The 20,888-nt window shown below is 43.8% G+C and carries 21 protein-coding genes; 20 read left to right on the top strand and 1 reads right to left on the bottom strand.

The features are described from left to right. Positions 1 to 933 precede the first annotated feature (933 nt). The 15 genes from AAIG11_RS14910 to AAIG11_RS14840 all read left to right on the top strand — a co-directional run bounded on the left by AAIG11_RS14910 (position 934) and on the right by AAIG11_RS14840 (position 13,687). On the top strand, positions 934 to 1,188 hold the full coding sequence (locus AAIG11_RS14910; protein ID WP_343187028.1) for a Mor transcription activator family protein: 255 nt from the start codon (positions 934 to 936) through the stop codon (positions 1,186 to 1,188). A gap of 19 nt (positions 1,189 to 1,207) precedes the next feature. Then, on the top strand, positions 1,208 to 1,369 hold the full coding sequence (locus AAIG11_RS14905) for a hypothetical protein (protein WP_343187027.1): 162 nt from the start codon (positions 1,208 to 1,210) through the stop codon (positions 1,367 to 1,369). Between the two features lie 348 nt (positions 1,370 to 1,717). After that, the gene (gene radC / locus AAIG11_RS14900) at positions 1,718 to 2,347 is read left to right on the top strand and encodes a RadC family protein (protein WP_343187026.1); all 630 of its coding nucleotides are present in this window, start codon (positions 1,718 to 1,720) and stop codon (positions 2,345 to 2,347) included. 98 nt (positions 2,348 to 2,445) lie between these two features. Beyond that, positions 2,446 to 3,249 (top strand): ArdC-like ssDNA-binding domain-containing protein, encoded by an 804-nt coding sequence (locus tag AAIG11_RS14895; RefSeq protein WP_343187025.1) that lies wholly within the window; start codon positions 2,446 to 2,448, stop codon positions 3,247 to 3,249. 55 nt (positions 3,250 to 3,304) lie between these two features. Continuing rightward, positions 3,305 to 3,475 (top strand): hypothetical protein, encoded by a 171-nt coding sequence (locus AAIG11_RS14890; protein WP_343187024.1) that lies wholly within the window; start codon positions 3,305 to 3,307, stop codon positions 3,473 to 3,475. 231 nt (positions 3,476 to 3,706) lie between these two features. After that, positions 3,707 to 4,615, top strand: coding sequence for a YqaJ viral recombinase family nuclease (locus AAIG11_RS14885; protein WP_343187023.1), 909 nt, complete (start codon positions 3,707 to 3,709; stop codon positions 4,613 to 4,615). 52 nt (positions 4,616 to 4,667) lie between these two features. After that, a complete protein-coding gene (locus AAIG11_RS14880; RefSeq protein WP_343187022.1) occupies positions 4,668 to 5,489 on the top strand; it encodes a hypothetical protein in 822 nt (273 codons plus the stop codon). Positions 5,490 to 5,584: 95 nt separating this feature from the next. Beyond that, positions 5,585 to 7,249 carry an ATP-binding protein gene (locus AAIG11_RS14875; protein ID WP_343187021.1) on the top strand — a complete coding sequence of 555 codons (1,665 nt, stop codon included), beginning with the start codon at positions 5,585 to 5,587 and terminating at the stop codon, positions 7,247 to 7,249. Between the two features lie 380 nt (positions 7,250 to 7,629). Beyond that, a complete protein-coding gene (locus tag AAIG11_RS14870; RefSeq protein ID WP_343187020.1) occupies positions 7,630 to 8,607 on the top strand; it encodes an AAA family ATPase in 978 nt (325 codons plus the stop codon). Then, entirely contained in the window at positions 8,597 to 9,559 is a 963-nt protein-coding gene (locus AAIG11_RS14865; protein ID WP_343187019.1) for a ParB/RepB/Spo0J family partition protein, read from the top strand. Before AAIG11_RS14870 ends, AAIG11_RS14865 begins: the two co-directional genes overlap by 11 nt. A gap of 331 nt (positions 9,560 to 9,890) precedes the next feature. Beyond that, entirely contained in the window at positions 9,891 to 10,874 is a 984-nt protein-coding gene (locus AAIG11_RS14860) for a replication initiation protein (RefSeq protein WP_343187018.1), read from the top strand. Positions 10,875 to 10,892: 18 nt separating this feature from the next. Next, a complete protein-coding gene (locus AAIG11_RS14855) occupies positions 10,893 to 11,183 on the top strand; it encodes a hypothetical protein (RefSeq protein ID WP_343187017.1) in 291 nt (96 codons plus the stop codon). Positions 11,184 to 11,288: 105 nt separating this feature from the next. Beyond that, positions 11,289 to 11,642: a BRCT domain-containing protein gene (locus AAIG11_RS14850; RefSeq protein WP_343187016.1), complete on the top strand. Its 354-nt coding sequence runs from the start codon at positions 11,289 to 11,291 to the stop codon at positions 11,640 to 11,642. A 28-nt stretch (positions 11,643 to 11,670) separates the two neighbouring features. Next, positions 11,671 to 12,738 carry a CAP domain-containing protein gene (locus tag AAIG11_RS14845; RefSeq protein ID WP_343187015.1) on the top strand — a complete coding sequence of 356 codons (1,068 nt, stop codon included), beginning with the start codon at positions 11,671 to 11,673 and terminating at the stop codon, positions 12,736 to 12,738. 106 nt (positions 12,739 to 12,844) lie between these two features. Next, positions 12,845 to 13,687, top strand: coding sequence for a coiled-coil domain-containing protein (locus AAIG11_RS14840; RefSeq protein ID WP_343187014.1), 843 nt, complete (start codon positions 12,845 to 12,847; stop codon positions 13,685 to 13,687). Between the two features lie 737 nt (positions 13,688 to 14,424). Here the strand turns inward: AAIG11_RS14840 and AAIG11_RS14835 are convergent. Further along, complete coding sequence (locus AAIG11_RS14835) at positions 14,425 to 14,805, bottom strand: DinB/UmuC family translesion DNA polymerase (protein ID WP_343187013.1); 381 nt, start codon at positions 14,803 to 14,805, stop codon at positions 14,425 to 14,427. Positions 14,806 to 14,835: 30 nt separating this feature from the next. Between AAIG11_RS14835 and AAIG11_RS14830 the strand changes: the two genes are divergently transcribed. The 5 genes from AAIG11_RS14830 (at position 14,836) to AAIG11_RS14810 (ending at position 20,756) form a co-directional block, all read left to right on the top strand. Next, positions 14,836 to 15,315 (top strand): hypothetical protein, encoded by a 480-nt coding sequence (locus AAIG11_RS14830; RefSeq protein WP_343187012.1) that lies wholly within the window; start codon positions 14,836 to 14,838, stop codon positions 15,313 to 15,315. Between the two features lie 262 nt (positions 15,316 to 15,577). Next, positions 15,578 to 15,745 carry a hypothetical protein gene (locus AAIG11_RS14825; RefSeq protein WP_343187011.1) on the top strand — a complete coding sequence of 56 codons (168 nt, stop codon included), beginning with the start codon at positions 15,578 to 15,580 and terminating at the stop codon, positions 15,743 to 15,745. 223 nt (positions 15,746 to 15,968) lie between these two features. After that, on the top strand, positions 15,969 to 19,517 hold the full coding sequence (locus AAIG11_RS14820; protein WP_343187010.1) for an S-layer homology domain-containing protein: 3,549 nt from the start codon (positions 15,969 to 15,971) through the stop codon (positions 19,515 to 19,517). Beyond that, the gene (locus AAIG11_RS14815) at positions 19,518 to 20,432 is read left to right on the top strand and encodes an N-acetylmuramoyl-L-alanine amidase family protein (protein ID WP_343187009.1); all 915 of its coding nucleotides are present in this window, start codon (positions 19,518 to 19,520) and stop codon (positions 20,430 to 20,432) included. Between the two features lie 48 nt (positions 20,433 to 20,480). After that, positions 20,481 to 20,756 carry an integrase core domain-containing protein gene (locus AAIG11_RS14810; protein WP_343187008.1) on the top strand — a complete coding sequence of 92 codons (276 nt, stop codon included), beginning with the start codon at positions 20,481 to 20,483 and terminating at the stop codon, positions 20,754 to 20,756. The last annotated feature ends 132 nt before the right edge of the window (positions 20,757 to 20,888 follow it).

The following is a 20,888-nucleotide window of genomic DNA, read 5'->3' as shown; positions in this document are numbered from 1 at the left end:
GTTTCCCCTTTTGTCTCCACCTACGATGAATCGACACAGTCCCTTGTCTCTTTCAGGGTTTTGATGGGAGGAAATACTTTTTAATAAGCCAAGTAACATTCAGATAATCAACCAAGTCCATACATCATCGACCTTTCCATGCTAATCACGACCGTCTATCTTTTTCACGTAAGGGTGATTGCTAGAAAACGCTTCGGATCGGCGAAATCCATCCTAATTGGATTCGCTTTCCCACCACTTTCATGATGTGTGTCCCCACTGTCATCTTCCCGTAGTTTTTTTACTTTGCCGATGCACATTCCTTATTTTGAATAGCCTGCCAGTCCATGGTCATCCAGGAACAACACCCGTGCCGTTATTCAACCCAGATCCAGCGACAGCTTTCAGTCATCCCTTGTGCTCTGATAAAATGATGACCCATTACAGGAGAATTACCATCCAGCAAAAACCTCCCGGCGATTTCGTTCATTTGCATGTCATATCTGTGTCCAAAGCGGGTGTGGGCTTTGCCCTTTCCAAAGGAAAACCTCCTTTGGACGCTCCTGGACGCCTGTTGGCGCTCATGACGAAATGGCCGGTCATTCGTCAGGACCACATGCGGGGTCGCCCGCCAGGTAGAATAGGAGGTTGTGCAAGCACCCTATTGAGGGAGAACCCGCCTTGCATGTAAAATTCTTCGCGGTTGTCTGTCGCGAAATGCTAAAGTATCCATTTTCAAGCATATATTATCACCATGAATCGATTCATCCAACAGCTTCCAGGTCCACACTGGAAGCTGTTTTTCTTTGTCTTTTACATTGAATTATTCAAAAGATAATTCAATCTGTTTTTCTTATCATGGAAACTAGGCATGGGCCATTCCGTTCCATCCCAAAAACGGTTTTTGGGTTCGTAACAGACAGGTTTTAACATAGATAGAAAGGCGTGCTGTCCATGAAGCCTCCCTCAAAATACTCTTACCTGAACGACATCTACCGAGAAATCGCTGAGGTGTTTGATGAAGACACCGCCACACGGTTTTACCAACATTTCAAAGGGCTGCAGATCACTTACCCGGTCCGCCTTTATGACCGGGAGCATACCTTTGCTCAAATCAAAAAGGAGTATAATGGGTCCAATGTGAAAGCATTGGCTCAGAAATACCATTACTCCGAACGCTGGATCCGCAAAATGTTGGAAGAAAAATAATGGAAAGGAGGGGTCCACTATGTTTTACATCGTTTTAGCCTTTATCATGGCATCCGTCATGTTCGGTGCCGTGAATAAGATGTTCCGGATCTATTATTTTGGCTTCGGTAAAATTGCCCTGTTGTTTTCGTTCTTCTTTGTCATGTCTTTTGTGATCCTTATGCAAATTTTTGGCTCCTAGTGCCCCCCGCCCACCAAACTCCCTATTCCCATCTGCTTTTAAATAGGGGGCAGGTGGGCACCTTGTAAGAAAACCCCCTTATGCCAGGCTTTTAGGTGCTTTACTGGCTTTTTTTGGTGGGCAAACCAAGGGACGACCACCTGCCCACTCTTTCTAACACCACACCCCCTTCTTCTTCTTTTCCAAACGCAAAAGTCGTTTATTATAACCATATATCATTATCACAGTACCGAGTCGATCGGTAGCTACCCCCCCCCCGCTGTCCAGCACAGCGGGGGTTTTTTGACGTTGCTGGGGGAGCAAATATCTGTGTTCCCCCTGTCCATCCCGCTGTGAAAGGAGTTTGCCATGAGACCTTACCCATGTCTTGACACGTTATCCGATGAAGCCCTCCTTCGAATGTTGATCCGAGAAAAAGAAGGTGATGGCACTGTCCAGGAACTCTTGAGCCGCCATCAGAGCCTAACAGATCTTTTTGTCCATGCCGAGCTAGAAGAACTGTGCCGCATCAAAGGAGTGGGGCAGCAAAAAGCCCGGTTGATCAAGGTGGTGTGGGAGCTTTCCAGGCGGCTTCACCAAGCCGACCTGGCAACTGCCCCCCGGATTAAAAACCCGGACGATGTGGTGGCCTTTGTCCGTGCTGACCTGAAGTACGCCCAGAAAGAAATGTTTCTCATCCTCTTGATGAACACCAAACACATGGTGATCCATAAAGAAATCGTCAGTGTGGGCAGCCTAAACGCCAGCATTGTCCATCCCCGGGAAGTGTTCAAAACCGCCATCAAAAAGAGTGCTTCCGCCCTGATCTGTGTGCACAACCACCCTTCCGGTGACCCTTCTCCTTCCAAGGAAGACCTGGCCATCACCAAGCGTCTGGTTGATGCCGGTCAACTCATGGGCATTTCTGTCTTGGATCACATCATCCTTGCCGGCAGCCATTTTGCCAGCTTGCGGGAGGAAGGGGCAGTGGAATTTTAAGGCCTGCGAAGGCCTTTTTTCACTGTCCCATGGACGCTTTCCCGAAAACATACTTTTGGTCCACCTTGTACCCAACACCGTGGAAAGGAGAAATGATCATGGCTAAAAAATCGAAGGAAGAAATCTTTAAGGAAGCATCGAATAAGCTGCTGGAGATGTTTCAGACAGGGGCCATACCACAGGCTGTGGGCTTTACCCTCATCCGCCGCCAGGCAGGTCATTTGAAACCATCTGACAACTGGAGTATCGGCAACCAGGTCTTGATGCTTGCCGGCGGCAGCTTTGACGCCCGTGGGTTTAAACAGTGGCAGGAGGCGGGGCGGCACGTCAAAAAAGGGGCTGCCGCCATCCATATCCTGGCACCCCTGACAAAGAAAATCCAGGATAAGACCACTCAGGAAGAAAAGACACTGATTTTTGGTTTTCGGGCTATCCCCGTGTTTCGCTTTGAGGATACGGACGGAAAGCCCCTGCCCGGTCAGCCGGATTACACGCCGGACCAGCTGCCGCCTCTTTACGAAGTGGCGGCTAAGTTGGGTATTACGGTGAAATTCGCACCCTTGATCGGTAACCGTTTAGGTTCCTACAGTTCCCGGAACAAATCCATCACGCTGTCTGCTGAAGATGCCGCTGTTTATTTCCACGAGCTGTCCCACGCCATGCATGACCGGATGGCCCCTTTAAAGGGCGGCCAGGACCCCCTCCAGGAGATTGTGGCGGAACTAAGTGCTTCCGTGCTGTGCGAAATCCAGGGGATCAGTGGTTTCCAGCAGCAGTCATACGCATACATCAAGCATTACACTGCTAAGATGGGTCACCAAGATGTTCTTAAAGCCATTATGAAGGTCCTTAGTGAAGTGGAACAAGTGGTGACAGGGATCCTGGAATTAGCAGCTGCTTAAAGAGCTTTTTTCTGACCTGGCTCTTTTTCAATTTTGATGAAATGAGGTGAACACCATGCTTAGGATTAAGATCAGCTATCGTGAGCAACCCCACGCCAAGGAAGCGCACCAGTTTTCTGCCAAGGTGAACAGTCCCTTAGAGGCAATCCAGTTATTCTACGACAAGCACCCTGATGCTGTTTGGATCGGTGTCAGATCAATCCGTCTTTTAGATGATACTCTCTAGACCAGCATCTTGTTAGGAGGTTATAACCTTGCTTATTTTTCATTTTACTCTAACCGAAACTAGCCGTACCCCTGTTTCTTTAACTCTTTCCCTTGAAGCTGCCAACCTCACAGAGGCATTGGAGATGTTGCATTGTAAGGCTCCTTGTTTTAACCTACTGTCTTGGAATATCACTGACGGAAAGAAGGCGATAATGAAATGAATGCAACAATACTCGTTCACACAAACGGATTGACGCATGAAGAATGGCTGTGCCATAGAAGATCTGGAATTGGAGGGTCTGATGCTGCAGCCATCGCTGGAGTCAGTCGATGGAAAGACCCTTTCAGTGTCTATATGGACAAAACTGATAAGGGGCAACCCTTTGAAACCAATGAGGCGCTTTATTGGGGCAGTACCCTTGAAAATGTCGTTATATCAGAATTTATGAAGCGCAGCGGCTTGCGAGTAGAACCATTGCCAGTCATTCTTCAGCATCCTGAAGTGCCTTATCTCTTGGCTAATCTAGATGGCATTGTGATTGATGATGAAGGTCATGTGGGAGTCTTTGAGGCTAAAACTGCCAACGCTTTCTCAAAATGTGAATGGGAGGGTGACAAGGTACCGGATGCTTATATGCTTCAAGTCCAGCACTATTTGAATGTGACCGGATATGACTACGCCTACATTGCTGTCCTTATAGGTGGTAATGAATTCCAGTACAAACGCATCCAACGGGACAACGAGATGATCCAACACCTAATGGCTCTGGAGATGCATTTTTGGACAAATCACGTACTGGCAAAGTCACCCCCTGTCCCTACGGCACAGTCAACTGAACTGCTGGCACTGCTGTACCCTGGGGGCAAAAAAGAAACCCTGATCCTTCCTGCTGATAGCCTGGACCTGATTAAGGCCTTTGAAACCCATCAGGCATCCGAAAAAGAAGCTAAGAACCTGAAGGATGAAGCGGCAGCAAAGATCAAGGCTCTCATGGGGGATCATGAGACTGCTGCCATTGACGGTCACTGTACCATCAAATGGACACCGGTCAGTTCAGAGCGATTTGACACAACGGCATTTAAGAAAAAACACCCTATCCTGGCACAAGAATATACGAAGGCTAGTATTTCAAGACGGTTCACCGTCAAATCAAAATAAGCACTGAAAGGAGGTGGCTCCGCCTGCTCTCTTCTGAGCAAGCGGTATTTTTATGTCTAAAAAGCTGATCGATAAGCTACAGGAACAGGTGGCGACCAAAGGCATCGTATTGGAAAATGAAAGGCAGGATCTATTAAGGTTAGACGATGAGCAAAAAGATCAGCAAGGAGCTTGCATGGAATTACAGCCTCTTGTATCATCTCAAATACTTCCAACACTTGCTATCACTTTAGAGGAGGCCCGAGAACGAATCAGAATGCTTCAAACTTTTGTTGCTGAAATGATGGTGGAAGGTCAGGACTACGGAAAAATCCCAGGCTGCCAGAAACCCACACTTTTGAAGCCTGGAGCAGAAAAACTTTGCGACATATTCGGCTTCTCTAAAGAAGTGGAAGTAATCAATCGTCTGGAAGATTGGGAGAAAGGTATTTTCCATTTCGAAGTAAAAGTCAGGCTCACCAGCAAACGGACAGGGTTTGTGGAGGCGGAAGGCATTGGCAGCTGCAATACCTGGGAAAAGAAATATGCCAGCCAGGACCCCTACACCCTGGTGAACACCATCATGAAGATGGCCAAGAAACGGGCATTGGTAGATGCTGTCTTGTCTGCTACTCGTTCCAGTAACCTATTTACCCAAGACTTAGAAGACCTTAGAGTACTGTCATCCATTCGTTCCAAGGAAACAAAAGATGAACCTATCACCAAGCCTCAGATTCTAAAAATACAGCGCTTGGGCAAAGCGCTAAACTTCAGTAAAGATGATGCTCAATTGCTGCTAAAAAAAGACTTTGGGGTTGAGCATACATTTGCGTTGTCAAAGAGTCAGGCCACACAGCTGATTCGCCATCTGCTGTCCATGCAGGAAGCTTCATGAGCATCCACTCTATTTGTTCGCGATCATGGAAAGAGCAGCCTTCAACAGGACTGCTCTTTTTTTCATTTTTTGAACCCTTAAAGGAGGAAATATTAATGTTAACCAGCTTAGTCATCAATGAAAGAGAATACCTTTTCAAGGAAGAGTTCGATGTGAATTTAACCCTGGATTATGAGAATGACAGCTGGGTAGAATGGCACATCCTGCGGGAGTTTATCTCTAATGCCCTGGACAGTGTGGGCGGTGACAAGGACCGGATCAGTATCCAATCGACAGTTGACGCCATCACCATCAGTGATGACGGGGAGGGCTACGGGATTGTCCTAGCCAAGCGCATCGGTGCATCATCTAAGAAAACAGACAGTGAATCCATCGGTCAGTTCGGAGAAGGCACGAAGATGGCGCTCCTCACCTGCCTGCGGTTGGGGTTAGATGTCACATTAGGCAGCCAGAACTGGCTTATCCAGCCCTTTGAAAAGGAACTGGAATGTCAAAGGGTGTTGTTTTACAGGGTCTATGAAACAGCAGTGCCGGCACAAGGCTCTTTTGTTCAGCTCCAGACAACAGATAAGCTGCGAAGTATCATCGAGCAGCTGGGCCACTACTTTCTTCCCTACAGTACAGTGACTCCACTATGGCAAAGTGATACTGGCAGTGTCTATCCCCGTTGCAAACAGGAACACCTGGGCCGGGTCTACAATAAAGGGGTCTTTATCAAAGAGGTGGAGGCTTTGTTTGATTACGGGGTTTCCATGGAGAAGCTGAACCGGGATCGAGATTTAATGGACACCAGTGAACTGGCAGACCAGGTGGGCAGTCTCCTTCGGCACACAGACCAGGAGGAGATCATCAAAGCCATTATTGGTGTGGCCGCCATGGAGGAGGAGGTGTGGCGGCCCCTCATCGAATTTAAGCCTTATCTGTATACGACGCAGAGTGAAAAATGGGCGGCGGCCTTCCACTCCCTATTCGGTCAAAAAGCGGTGTTATCCACCAATGAACTGGCCTCCCTGGAAGCACAGGTGCTGGGTTATCAACCGCTCAAGCTGCAGTCTCAAATTCACCGTATCTTGAAAGACGCCGGGGTCCCTGAAGACGTGGAAAAACTCAGAGAAGACTATAAAATCCAGTGGGTGAGTCCCGGTGAACTGACACATCAAGAAAAAGAGCTTTTAAAACAGGCAAAAGAATGCGCTGCGGCCATCCATTGGGAATGTGACGGGGAGATCCGGGTCTTTTCCCACTACCATGATTCAGATGACATCACCGGCCTGTACCTGCCGGAAACCCGCACCATCGGGATTAAAAGAAGCCAGCTGGAAAAAGGCCTCTCTGCCACCCTGGGCACCCTTCTCCACGAACTGGCCCACCTTCATTCCGGGGCGGATGATTACTCCCGCGACTTCGCTACGGCCATTAATGAAAAGCTAGCTTCTACTCTCTTGCAGTTGATGCGAAACAACGGGGTGCCAGCAAAGGCTAATATAGAGGAAATGAATTTGGTGCTGCCATCAAGTCTTTCTATTACAGCTCAGGACCTGCAGTGCCACCTCATCGTCACCGGTGCTGACCTAATCGTTAAAACATCCCAGCATCGCCTGCGGTTCCCCCTACTTCAGGAGATGGAACCTGTGATCCTGAAGAGAAGGATCAGGTTGTCATCAGAAGGATTTTGTGTGAGTCTAACAGATGAGTTGGCAGCTGCTTTTGGCGGTCAGCAGGAACACAATCAGTCCATCCTGTGCCATCAGTTGGAGTGAGGGTGGGTGTTTTATCAAAAATAAAAGGGCCGGCGAAGAACCGGCTCTTTTCACATTCCGACTGTGCTGGCAGAAAAATCAATTTCTTAAAATCGACGCAATCGCTTTTTCGCCGTTAATTAAGCGTCCTATCCATTGATGAAACTTCATCGCAGATATTCATTTTTTGAATAACAGGGTTTGGTTGCTTTCTAAATAACATCTAAGCACTTATCAATTCTATATAATTCAAAAAAGGTGGGAAGCATGCTTCCCACCTTTTACCTGTTTTTAATTCGGTTATAACTTTTTTTAAATTAGTGTTGAATCTATAAGTTGTTAGTGTTATGCTTTTGTTGAATAGTTTTCTGACTTTTATGTTTTTAAAAAGGGGGGTACCAATGAAAAGTCGGGTATTAAATGAAGTGCTGCGCAAAAGAAGGCTTGACGTTGATTTTACTCAGCAAGATCTTTCTTCAATGTCTGGAGTAAACATTTCGATCATTAAAGCCCTCGAAACAGGGCGGAGTGATACCACCTATGAAAACATTAGCAAACTATGTGAGGCCTTAAAAATACCTATTTCCGAGGTGTATTTAGAAGATTTTCGGGAAACAAAGGTTATCACCGTCGCCAATAACAAAGGAGGCAGCGGAAAAACCAGTGTGGTAGCAAGCCTGGGTTATTGCCTTTCTGAGATAAATGAAAATAGGGTTCTTTTAATTGATGGGGATATGCAAATGAACCTGAGCTACAGCTATAACGTGGAGCGGAATGACAGGTTGAACCTATATGAGGCAATCATTCAAGAATCCCCTCTCACTGAATATATTGTCAACACAGAATTTCAAAATATTGACATCATTATTTCTGATTTCAACATGGCAACTATTGAGATGATCTTGTTTACAAAAACCCTTAGAGAAACCATCTTTAAAAGAATTTTGCAGCCAGTCATTGATATGGGAACTTACGACTATATTATCATTGATACTAATCCCACTTTAGGAATCCTCAACTTCAATATTTTAAATGCCAGTGACTATATTATCGTACCTGTTGAAATGTCAGCTTTTGGTATTTTGGGTCTTGAAATTCTAACAAAATTTATTCGTCAAGCACAAGATATAAACCAAAACCTTGCAATTGCTGGTGTTTTACGTACAAAGGTTGATAAACGAGAGCTTATTACTACCGAGGCTGAAAATGTGCTAATCGATGTTTTTGGAAATAAAATATTTGACACCTACATTCCCATTGATACTAATGTCAAAAAATCTCAGTGGGAACAAATTCCTTTAAATGTATTTAGCGAAAACAGCCGAGCGAATAAGCAATATCAAAATTTAGCTAAGGAGGTGTCTCGCATTGTCAAGTAAGTTAAAGAATACAGATAGAATGAAAAACCTAATGAAGTCTTCTGCAGAGGATAGTAATAAAAGTCTTTTCACTCGTGATATTAACATGTCCCACATACAAGGAGATACTGATATCCGGTTCATAGATGTTACTTCTCTCATCCCTGCACCGAGTGAATGGAACTTTTTCACACCATTGACTGACAGTAAAATGTTCGAGCTGATAGAAAGTATTCTAAGCAAAGGCCTTCTCCACCCTATTGTGGTTTGGGAGAGGGAAGACTCAACATACATGATCCTATCTGGACATAATCGGGTTAAAGCTTATGAATATATTTTAAAGTCCACTCAAGATGAAACTTTTAAAAAAATCCCCGCTTTCATTAAAGGTGAAAATGCCATCACTGAAGATGAAGCAAAAGAAATCATTATTGATACCAACTGGGTGCAGCGAGTACTTTCTCCTTTAGAAAAATCTCGGTCCATCGCCACTAAGTATGCTGTTCTTCGTAGTAAAAGCCACTATAAAAGTGCTTACAATAAATACGGAGATGGCAAGATCCGGGATAAGATCGCCGAAGAATATAAGATTTCTGGGCGCCAAATAACAGAGCTGGAGCGATTAAACAAACTCATTGAGCCATTTAAAGATAAGTTGTACCAAAACTCGATAAGCTATAGCGCTGGAGCGAAGATTGCTCTTTTTGATGAATCCATTCAACAATGGCTCTTCGATCATTATGTAGATAAAATGACTTCAAAATACACGCGACGTTTCAAAGGATCTTTAACTCAAAAACAGTTGGAAGATATCCTTTCTCAAGAATCAACTCAAGAGTATAAAAAAATATCTATAGAAATCTCCAGTGACGTTGCAGAACTTTTTGAAAATCTTTCTATGCTTGAAAAAAACAAATTGTCTTTAAAAATTGAGAAATTGATTGAATCAGCTAAAGAAACTTTGTCAAACTGAAACCAATTGAAAAAGTAACCAAAATCCCTTATTTTTGTCGTCTTATGGAAATGCAGCTTGGAAGTTAACATAATTAAGAACAGTTTCTCTCTATTTAACTTCATTTAACAGATTTAACTACATTTAAACCATTTAAAGAGTCTGAGACCCTTTAAAACAAAAGGATACAGAAGTTAAATAACGACAAAAACAGGGTAAAGAGACGACAAAAACAAGGAAATAAGACGACGAAAACAGGGTAAAGAGACGACAAAAACAGGGTAAAGAGACGACAAAAACAAGGAAATAAGACGACGAAAACAGGGTCTTTTTTATGTGAGGATGGGTGAAAATGACCAAGTCAAAAAACAACCAACTTGATGGAAGCAATATGGTAGCCAAAGGTCATGCTTTAGTGAGGGCAAAAGGTAAAATGGGTGCTCTTGAGCAAAAGATTGCACTAAGTGTTATTTCCCTTATCGACAAAGATGACACTGAATTTAAGGACAGCTATCAGATTGATGTAAAAGATATACAAAAGTTGACTGGGACCACAGATAAAAACTTCTACAAGGTTGTTAAGGAGACAACAAGTGACCTGATGGATAGAAAAATTGTAATAGAAGAAGAAATTGAAGGTGGCAAAAAGAGATTTTTTGAAGCCAGGTATTTATCATCTGCAGAACACGTTGAAGGATCAGGAACGATCACTGTGACCATGGAAAAAAAATTAAAGCCTTACCTTATACAATTAAAAGCATTTACTCAATTTCAGCTTCAAAACGTGTTGAAGATGAAAAGTGGATATGCCATTAAGCTCTACGAATTGTTAAAACAGTGGCCTAAAAAAAACAATTTAGCAATGGAAGTGAATCAGCTGCGGGAAATTTTAGGCATTGAAGATGATGAATATGACAGATTTTATGATTTTGAGAAGAGAGTCATTAAGACGGCCATAAATGAAATAAACAAGCATACCGATGTGAGGGTTCATTATGAAAAAGTAAAGAGAGGCAGAAATATCGAAAAAATCGTTTTTTTATATGAAACAGTCGAGTCTGATCCAGAGAAAGCCTTCCTGGAAGAAATGGTAAAAAAAGGGAGCTACGATATTGGAGACATCAAAGAAAAGTGCGGCATTGGGGAATATAAGTTTAATGCAAAGCAAGTGACTGCGTTGTATACGCTGGCCATCAATAAGTTTAACAAAGACCCTTTTGGTTACACCAAATACTATGTGGAAAAAATGAAAGAAAAGAGTGTGAAGAATAAATTCGCATATCTTAAAAAAGCCCTCTCGGAAGACTGGGATTACTACTCTTACCAAAACAGATGATATTCAGAAAAGTAGATTATGATAAATAAGAAAACCAGATCCGGTCCATCATCTTTAGTACTGGAGGTGAAAAAGGTGATGGGATGTTGGCGCTGGATCACCTCAACTCCCCACAACTCTCCAATATCTCCAAACTTTCCATTCATACCATTGAAAAAAGAAGAAGAGTGCGAATACCATGGATTAACCCGAGAACAAACCATACCCGTAACCACCCAGGAGCATCCAGCGGCCAAACTGGGTGCTTTTTTATGCGCTTTATCCTTAAAAGCCTTGCTAGGTGTCTTCTGTCGTAATATAATAAAATAAACAATGTAAACATATTGCAAATCAATGTATACAAATAATTATAGCATTGACACTTCAGACTATCCCCCCCGCCCCGCCAAACCGTCGCCATAGGAGGTGGCCGCCATGAAACAGATGGATATTTTCCAGCTCATGGAAGAAACCCGTCTACAACCATCAATTAAGGGCAAAAACATCTGCATTACCGGCACCCTGATGGCTATGACCCGGGAAAAAGCCTATGAACACATCCGGAGCAAAGGGGGCATCCCTCAGTCATCGGTGACCAAAGAAACAGACTACCTGGTGGTGGGGATTGGTCAGAGGGCTGGTAATTGTAATGGCAAAAAAAGCGCCAAAGAAAAGAAAGCCCTGTCCTATCGAGAAAAAGGGCTTTTCATTCAGGTGATCAACGAAAAACAATTAATGACCATGCTGGGAACGCGGGGGGGAGAAAAACTCATCAGCAAACGCCTATAACACATAAAGACAAGGAGGGATCCCTTCTATGAAAAAAGAGACCCTGATTGGCATCATGGCAGGCATTGCCCTGGGGATAATGGTCACCCTGACAGGCGGCCTGTTTCTCTACTTCCAGATTTCACAAGACAGCTCCCCTTTTATAACAGAAACACCAGCAGAACAGCCAGAAGAATCCATTTACAAAGAAGAACCCTTTCTGCAGCCCACCCAGGAAGAGCCGGTGGAAGAAGAGCCTCAAGCAACAGAGCAAATGGTGCCACAACCCATCACCCTGGGAATGTCCCTTGAAGAAGTGGAAAGATTCATGGGCCTACCCACAGAAATGGTGAAAAGTGAATATGGATTCCATTGGTATCTTTATACCGGGGATTATCACCACTACCTGCAGCTGGGTGTTCTCAACCACCAAGTCATCGCCTTTTATACCAATTCTGCAGAGTACCTGTGGGAAGAAGCCTTAATGGGCATGACGAAAACCCAGGCAAGACAGCGGTACGGCACCCCAGAGACTTATATTCAAAAAGGGAACACCAGGTACTTCTTCCCCTCTCCAGAAGAAGCAGACCGGTTTTTACAGGCCGGTGAATACCTGATCTTATTTTATGACCAGCACGACAGCCACCAAATCCATGGAGTGATGAAAATCACAGAGGCAGTGGAAAAAAGCCTCCCAGGTTTCCATGGAACCCTGTCAGATCCTGTGAGAGACGGCCACGAAAAACAGATCTTTCACCTGAACAACGCATTTCGTGCCAACCATGGACTGCCTCCCTACACCTGGCATGAAGGGGCAGCCTCCGCTGCCAGAAAACACAGCCAGGACATGGCAGCCAACCGCTATTTTTCCCATACCAGTCGACAAGGCACAGACCCGGGGGACCGGTTGACCCGGGAAGGAGTTACTTGGCAAATGTACGGTGAAAATATCGCTCAGGGGCCCAACGCTATTTTTGCCAACAACGGCTGGATCAATTCACTGGGCCACCGGCAAAACATGCTGGGGGATACCACTCACCTGGGGGTGGGCAGTGCCTTCGTGATAAACAGTGGCGAAGGCATGTACCATACCCAAAAGTTTGTCACCCCAAGGTAAAGCATAAAACGACAAAAACAGGGTAAAAAACATAAAGAAAAGTAAACTACGTATACATGTTGTAAATACCTATAAACTATGTTTACAAAAGAGAGGAGCCCTCCCCATGCCAGATACTACCTACAGCGTTCGTGTCCCCGAAGAATTAAAAGAAAAAATGACCCAGGTGATGCAGGAAAGCGGTTTAACCGGCAAAGAATTTGTCAGCGATCTCCTGAGCCTTTACCAGCTCCATCTAGCCAAGGAAAACGTACCTGTGGCCCTCCAGTCAGACATCGATGAACTGAGACGGTACACCAACCGGATTAACCATATTTATGCCAACATCGTGGAAAGGACCTACGAAACCACCCAGCTTCAAAAAGCCACCCATGAAGAAGCCATGGAAAAAGTAAAGGCAGAGCTTTTAGAACTCCAGGAAGACTTCCAGGGTCAAAAAGAAAGCCTTGCCCTGATGAAAGAAGAAAAGGCTGCCCTCCTGGTCCAGAAGCAAAACCTGGAAAAAGAACGAGATAACAAAGAAAAGGAATACCAGCGCTCCCTTAGTATCATGGCAGATAACCTGAAGGGAAAAGAAACCCTCCTGATGGAGTTAAAAGAAAAAGCAGAGAACCTGGCCGGCATTGTCAGTGATCAAAAAACCGACATTGAGCAGGCCAAAGCCTTTGAAAAAGAAGCGCAAGAAGCACAGAAAGCGTTGGAAAAAGAGACCAGAGAAAAAGAAGAACTGGCAGCACAGCTGGCGGCCACCAAAAAAGAACTGAAAGCTAAAGAGACCGCCCACGGGGAGGCCCTTGCCACCCTGGAAGAGAAACTGACCCTGGCCTGTGACCAAAAGCTGCTGAAAATGCAGCAGGATCATCAAGGGCAGCTCCAGGAGATCCAGGAAGGGTATAACGCAAAGGTGAAAGAACTGCTCCTGGAACTGGAGAAGGGAAGGGAGAAATAAAGGGAGAAGGGGCCGCGCCTATGCCTCAATTTGAAAAAAAGAACACCTTGTCATTGAATGACGGCGAGAAATGTACCCTCATGGCAAAAGAGATTGCAACAATGAGGATGGGACTGGAGGGGTAGAGCAGCATATGAAAGAAAGAGTGGTACTGTTGGTGGTATTGATAAGTATTGTAGGATCGGCGATGGTTAGTAGCATGAATGAACTGAATCATATGGTCAATATATTATTTTATGGTATTTCAATGGTAGCCATTATCATCACTTGTCTGGTAAGTGTCTACAAACATGTGAAGAAGAAAAGTGATCAGACCTGAAATCTTTATTGGACACAGTTTGTCAAAAAGACGACACCAACATTACCATCAGGGATATCTGTGAAGCAAGAGGAATCACGCTTCTTTCTACTACCGTTTCAGTTCCAGGAAAGCCCGGCACCACACACTGGCGGAAGACGTCGCTACCAGCCTGAAAGAAACCCCAGAAGATGCAACAAACCACAGAAAACATTCATGAGGATGACAAAAGAAGTGATAGGAAGCTAAGTCAAGCTCAAAAAAATAAATTGAAGAACGCTTTTTCCTAAAAATAAGAAATATGCTGGGAAAAATCGTCTTTCAATTTTGATAGAGTCATCGTTGATAAGCAGCCGGGTTTCAACCGTTGGGTATGACACGTGCTGCTTCAGAACATCCAGAAAAATTCAAGTAAAGGAGTGGACAGCACTGCGTAGTGCTACAGATAACTGGACATCATGGGATATGCCTCCTCCTGGTCCTGGAGAACCCCGCCCATCATGGGCCGAATGGGGGAATGGGCAAAACATCCCCTGAAAACAGCATCCGTGCCAAATCGATCCCGCAAGTGATCAATGGTCCGGTCAATGCGGCAGAGCCGATCAACGTCCCTGTCAAAAATAGTGAGCTGACAGAAATCATTACTGCACAGTTCCGACACATGCACCCCCAGGTGACGTATAGGATCTCCTTTCCAGACTTCATCAAACAGCCGGCAGGCATGCTGCCAGAGATGGGTGGTGATATCTGTCGGGGTATCCAGCGCCCTCTGGCGACGGTATGAAAGGAGCTCCTGATTGCGGTTAGTCACAGAAACCACTGGGAGGTATTGCCGTTATTTGACGAGTTCATGGATAATAAAAAACCCCCTGCGATATTGGGTATCATCTTTAAAACGATTCAAAATAACCAACTGCTGATGGGCTTTCCTATCCCAAAGTTCATATTGAATAGGATGGGTGATCAAGAAGCCATGGCCACCTGTCAGGACAACACCATGAAAGGGAAGCTGAAGCACCTTTATATGGCCATTATGGCCCTGCAGAAGGCACAGCCGGACCAGATGGTGCTGCTCTTAAAAGACCGGTATTTCTCGGAAGTGGAAGACAGCGAAGAAGCACTGTCCATCACCAGCTGGCTTTCCCCCATGGAGGAAGAAGTAAGCGTGTTCCTGGAAAAAAGTACTAAGGTTCACCGATTTCATGCTCCACTGGACCAGGTACTGGACGCCTTTGACCGGCTCATCACCGGATTGGTGCTAAATATGACCCAGGAGAAAGAGATGAAAGACCCGGAGCGGATTTGGGAGCTGCTTGTGAAGGGGTTATAGGAAACAAAAACATTGATTGGCCCATCGTGCTGGCAATAAAAACGATGGGCGTTTATGTTGACACCAAAAATATTTTCTTCAACCCCAAAAGACCCTGCGATCAGGCAGATCGTGAAATATAACTGCAGATACATTATTACCGGTGTAAAGCCTTGAAAAATCTGTGAAAACCAAGGGATCCCCTATTGCAGGATAATGATCATTTAGGTACAATGGATGATAGTTAACAGCCACCTTGTTCACACCACAGGGAGCCGATCGTATGAGCAGGATCGACCAAATGACCAGTCCGCGTAACATCCACATAGAGGGGACACCCCCTTCATTTGACATGCTAATGAACCGGTATCAACCCATGATCACCGGTTTTTTGTGTTCCCGGACAGTTTCTACCCAGCTGGCCGAACTGGGAACAGGTTGGCCCATTTAAATGCCTGAGTACTGGTTTCAAGGGCTCATCTTTCAATTACACCATGACGTCAGACGGTTACAATTCACTTTCTGGGTGGGTGGGAGTGAATTACTGAACTTGACTTGGGTTTTTACTATTGGACATGCTCCTTATCTTTTTTGTTCAAAAAAGGGTTGCCATTCCAATCATCATTTTGCTCGGGTAAAATAATTGAAATCTACATAAAACGGGGGAGATCGATATGAAACAACCGTCATATAAAATTGTGGTACTGTTGATCGTAGCTATTTTGATTTCAGGCTGTTCAAATCAAAAAAAATATAATGATAGCAAGGCATTTGACAATGCCACTGAAAACCATATGCCACGAGTGACTTTAAATGGCATGCTCATTCAACTGGATGACGAGTTCGATCATCATACATTATCAGGTGAAGCAACGATAAGGTACTTTACAGGGCAAGAGTATCGTGGAATGCTGAAAAACGGCATGAGAAATGGAACTGGATCTTATTATGATGTGGATGGAGTTAAGATCTATGAAGGAGAATGGGAGTCAGACAAAATGCATGGCCAAGGGACATTCTATCTTGATGGAGAGTCTTCATTTTATCAAGGCATATGGGAAAAGGGAGACCCGATTCAGGGACATTATTCCATTAAAAAAAATGATGGTTCCTCAGAAATAGAGGAAGGTTACTTATACAAGGGGGTCTACGCAATACCACCACAGTTTGGTTGGTCCGTTGGTTTTTCTGAAGGACTCTCTTTTACCTACGATAAAGCCAGCGACGGATGGGGCTTTATTAATCGAAAAGGCGACTTTGTTATTTCGCCGATCTTTGAGCCTGCTTCACAGTTTATATTGGAATTTCAAGACGGTGTAACTCTTGTTGAAAAAGACGGGGCAAAGTGGCTGATTGATACGATGGGGAATAAAGTGGCCGCGCTGGCAGATTACCCGCTGTTGGATGGCATGGAAATATGGGAAGTAGCAGAAATTTTTGAAGGCATAGGAGTGGCTAACGATGAACTGGATACCTACATTGACATTGACACGGGTGAACAGGTGGAACCAAGCAATGAATACTTAAAGCGAAGAAGTGAGTTCTTTGAAAACAAGTGGGTTTATGATCCTGTAACAGCTGAAGCGATTAACGAAAACAAGCGATTTCTTTATTCTTTTAAAAACGCAAACGGTGACCTTCTTGCGATACGCCCGATTATATTACCATCTGAGGAAGGAATGATGAACGGTTTTCGCGAAGGGTTGCGAGTTGCAGCACCTGTATGGGATACAAGATCTTTTAATCGATATATTCTCGATAGATATGAGCCTGAATCTCAGTATGGAAGGTACCCTTATAGCTTTGGATTCATGGACATGTATTCACTCTATTTAGAAAGAGAAGTTAAAAATTATAAGCGGCAGAATTATCTTCAAGATGAACTATGGTTTAATGGGTACCATAAACCCGTGAATATCTATCATATCAATGGAATTACGGTTTTTGTAATCGAGCATCAAGGGAGATATGATGCGAAGTTTTCTATCTATGCTATCGATAGCCAAGAGAAAATGATTTTGGAGATTGATGAAGCTGAACACTTTGTTTTTATGGATCTAAATGGCAATGGGGATACGGAATTAATAGTTCTTCCATCAGCTAACCCAGTTGATGGGTATAGCGAGGTATATGATGATATTGGACTTATGGTCTACGGGTTTCTAAAGGATAGACTGTTGCTTTATCCCGTTGAATCTTCAAATCTATATAGTCAAATGGAGAGCGAGTTTAGAGACTTGATGATGCCTGACCGGTTATACCTGACTGAACACAATGGAAATTTGATGATCTATTATTATGTTCACTTTCAGGGAGGCAATAGCCGCACGTTTGGAACAAGAGTTGCAACTTACGAATTTAAGGGAGATAGATTCTTTAAGGATGTGTATCAGTCTACCACAAGCACATCATATGATGAGCACACAAACATGTCATCGATTGAATGGAGAGAAGGGAATCTAGCTTATGAGTATCTTTTGAGTCAGTCGTGGGGTCTTACCAATAGGAACTTAAATCTGCCTACAAGGCCTAGCGAAGTTTCAATAAATCACCATCTATCTAATTTTGGCCTGTACATGGAAGATGGCATTATAAAAGACTTGCAACAGCAGGGAAGAAAAATAGATTTCGAAGTAGTGATGGAAGCACTGGAAAATGTCTATCTGAACTTAACAACAGAACAAAAAAAAGATGCCACCTTGATGCAATGGCTGATTCAGGATATGGAGCGCCTATATCAGAGTTGCTTTTATGGGCGTATTCCGTTCGTGCAGAATGTAGCGCTTGTGAATCAAGTGTCGGTGAACATCGAAGTACTTAGCAAAGCCGACAACAATGCGATGGAAATATTCAGAAGCCTTGTGAAGGAAGTATTGTCAGATCCCAACGTACAATTGATCAGAACGCCTCAATTTTGGAGCAAGCATCGTGTGGCTTGGGTGAATCACCAATATGATTTTGAAATTCAACTGGATCAATCGATTGCCGACTTGGTGAATGAACATTACGGGATCCAATTATTGGTGGGCAGATACACTTTCTTCATAGACGATGATTTTGTTCAGGAAAATCTGTCAGATAAACAGTCATTAAGAATTACTGTAAAACCTGAGGATGTTGAAAGTGGAAAGATTCGTGTGGAATTTATGGATCAAAGCAGAAGTCGGATTCAATCTTTGGTGAAAAGTCTTAGGATAAATATACCCGTGGATATTCACAAGGAAAACGTAAGCCTCTTTTTCAAAATAGAGAATGACTATAGGAATATAGGCGGGCTATACAATTTGGAAGAGCAAAGCATACAGACAGAAATTAGAGACTCGGGAGAATACAAAATTCAAGAAAATAGGATGAATTTCAAGGATCTTGAAGATTTGGATGACGAGGATCGAGAAGCGATTGAAAGGATGGCTACCACTGGAATTATCCAAGGAAGAACGGACATGCTCTTTGAACCAGACAAACCACTGACCAGGGCAGAATTTGCAGTCGCAATGATTAATGTATTCTTTGTGCTTGATCGCAACGCAGAGGCATCCTTTACGGACGTACCCAAGAACTTGTTCGAGTATGCCCATATTGCATCAGCCGAGGAGGCGGATATTGTTAGCGGATATGATGATGGAACATTTAGAGGAGACGAACCAATCATTCGAGAACAGCTGATAAGTATTGGGGCTAGAGCATTGCACGAGAAAAGAAAATATTTATACCCTGAAAACAGCCAATATTACCTACCGTTTGATGATATAAAAGATTTTTCTGAGTATGCCATCAGACAGATACCCTTAGTATTTCAACAGGGGATTATCGAAATTGATGGAAAAACCAGTTTTAAGCCAAGAGAAGTGGTCACACGTGCTGAAGCTGCAGTATTTGTCGATAAACTCTATCAAAAAATATATGGTGGAATGGCGAACTTTGATGCCATCAACAATCAGGCTGGACCCGAAATTCAGTCGCAATATATCTTGCCCAACAGTCATCAGAAGCTGCTTGGTACAGCTGATATAGAGTCATTAACAATGGAAGAATTAAGATTGGCTCGAAATGAAATTTTTGCAAGACACGGGTACGCTTTTAAATCCGAGGATTTGCAACAATACTTCAAACAAAAAGAATGGTATTCCATAAATGATAGTTACAGAGAAGATCTCTTATCGGACATTGAGAAAAAGAACGCTGAGTTCATCCTAGAATACGAAAAAAGTAGGTCGGAGTAAATGAAAAATAGGTTATTATCTTTAATCGTTATTCTGGTAGCGATTGCGTTGGGAGTGTCAGTTGTTGATATTCGAAAAGAACAGGTAACTTCACAGGTAACTTCACAGCAAAGTTCGCAGACAACTGCAGACAATACATGCTCGACTGAAAATGCCACCGATATCAAGATCATTAACAATACAATGCTTACCGGGACTGCTCCTCGCGCACCGGAGGATGAACCTGACAACACGATCACAAACGATACAAATTCAGAAGCATCATACATCGTTTGCATTGATCCGGGACATCAAGCTATTGCAAATTATGAGCATGAAAGGATTGGACCAAACACATCAGAAATGAAGATTAAAGTGAGTCAAGGAACAAAAGGTGTACACACCCAGACAATGGAATATGAACTCAACCTACAGGCAAGTATCCTACTGAAAGAGTTGTTAGAAGAAAAAGGTATCAAAGTATTGATGACGCGAACAACGAATGAAGTAAATATCAGCAATAAAGAGAGAGCTGAAATTGCAAACAATTTCGGGGCAGATCTTTTTGTGCGAATTCACGCGGATGGAGCGTCTAACCAGTCTATTAGGGGAGCGCATGTGCTGATACCCGATGAGAGTCATCCAACGCCTGGTGTGTACAGTGCAAGTAAAAAAGCAGCAATGATACTGCTTGAGCATTTAGACGGAGAAGGAATACATTTACTTAGCAGTCCACTCAGCAAGCGTAGTGATATATCTGGATTTAATTGGTCAGAAGTGCCGGTGTTTTTGCTTGAAATGGGTTTCATGACAAATCCCGAAGAAGATAAAATGATGTCAGATTTTTTATACCAGAGGAAGTTAATGAATATTACCGCAGACGCAATAGAAGAATTTTTAATGAAAGACGAAGTCGTTGAAGAGACAAGTCCTTAAGCTTAACGCCGAATTGCTCATGAGGCCGCGAGTACGGATTCTTGGAAAATGCTATTGGAAAGGCTGGACATCGTGCATGAAAGAATCCCTCCCAAAACCCCGAATATGAATGCTTACATCGAGGCATATCACAGCATCCTTGAAGATGATTTTCTTGAACAGATGACCTTCGAAACATTTCAGGAAGCGGTGGAGCAGCTTGACCGGTATGTGAAGTACTATAACAAAGTCCGTATCCATGGCAGCTTGGGTTATCTAAGCCCTGAGCAATACTATAACCAATATAACCAAGGGTGTCTGCCATCGGTAGAAATCAAACTGTAAGGCAGATTCTAACATGTGTTTGGTGTCTCATTTTAGGGGGCCTATCTGCTTGTGTCTCACCCTATGGGTTCATTTTAGGGGGATTGGATAAGAGTTGAAAATAGGCCCCTTTCTAGCGGCTGTTATGCATTG

This window comes from Anoxynatronum sibiricum, from assembly GCF_039414295.1.
Classification (GTDB): Bacteria; Bacillota; Clostridia; order Peptostreptococcales; family Tindalliaceae; genus Anoxynatronum; species Anoxynatronum sibiricum.
This window is presented reverse-complemented; position numbering and strand designations above follow the sequence as displayed.

Bases quoted from the DNA above. Each gene is read 5' to 3' on its own strand.
- AAIG11_RS14910 (WP_343187028.1), top strand. From the start codon at position 934: ATGAAGCCTCCCTCAAAATACTCTTACCTGAACGACATCTACCGAGAA.
- AAIG11_RS14905 (WP_343187027.1), top strand. From the start codon at position 1,208: ATGTTTTACATCGTTTTAGCCTTTATCATGGCATCCGTCATGTTCGGT.
- radC (WP_343187026.1), top strand. From the start codon at position 1,718: ATGAGACCTTACCCATGTCTTGACACGTTATCCGATGAAGCCCTCCTT.
- AAIG11_RS14895 (WP_343187025.1), top strand. From the start codon at position 2,446: ATGGCTAAAAAATCGAAGGAAGAAATCTTTAAGGAAGCATCGAATAAG.
- AAIG11_RS14890 (WP_343187024.1), top strand. From the start codon at position 3,305: ATGCTTAGGATTAAGATCAGCTATCGTGAGCAACCCCACGCCAAGGAA.
- AAIG11_RS14880 (WP_343187022.1), top strand. From the start codon at position 4,668: ATGTCTAAAAAGCTGATCGATAAGCTACAGGAACAGGTGGCGACCAAA.
- AAIG11_RS14875 (WP_343187021.1), top strand. From the start codon at position 5,585: ATGTTAACCAGCTTAGTCATCAATGAAAGAGAATACCTTTTCAAGGAA.
- AAIG11_RS14870 (WP_343187020.1), top strand. From the start codon at position 7,630: ATGAAAAGTCGGGTATTAAATGAAGTGCTGCGCAAAAGAAGGCTTGAC.
- AAIG11_RS14860 (WP_343187018.1), top strand. From the start codon at position 9,891: ATGACCAAGTCAAAAAACAACCAACTTGATGGAAGCAATATGGTAGCC.
- AAIG11_RS14855 (WP_343187017.1), top strand. From the start codon at position 10,893: ATGATAAATAAGAAAACCAGATCCGGTCCATCATCTTTAGTACTGGAG.
- AAIG11_RS14850 (WP_343187016.1), top strand. From the start codon at position 11,289: ATGAAACAGATGGATATTTTCCAGCTCATGGAAGAAACCCGTCTACAA.
- AAIG11_RS14845 (WP_343187015.1), top strand. From the start codon at position 11,671: ATGAAAAAAGAGACCCTGATTGGCATCATGGCAGGCATTGCCCTGGGG.
- AAIG11_RS14840 (WP_343187014.1), top strand. From the start codon at position 12,845: ATGCCAGATACTACCTACAGCGTTCGTGTCCCCGAAGAATTAAAAGAA.
- AAIG11_RS14830 (WP_343187012.1), top strand. From the start codon at position 14,836: ATGGATAATAAAAAACCCCCTGCGATATTGGGTATCATCTTTAAAACG.
- AAIG11_RS14825 (WP_343187011.1), top strand. From the start codon at position 15,578: ATGAGCAGGATCGACCAAATGACCAGTCCGCGTAACATCCACATAGAG.
- AAIG11_RS14820 (WP_343187010.1), top strand. From the start codon at position 15,969: ATGAAACAACCGTCATATAAAATTGTGGTACTGTTGATCGTAGCTATT.
- AAIG11_RS14815 (WP_343187009.1), top strand. From the start codon at position 19,518: ATGAAAAATAGGTTATTATCTTTAATCGTTATTCTGGTAGCGATTGCG.
- AAIG11_RS14810 (WP_343187008.1), top strand. From the start codon at position 20,481: ATGCTATTGGAAAGGCTGGACATCGTGCATGAAAGAATCCCTCCCAAA.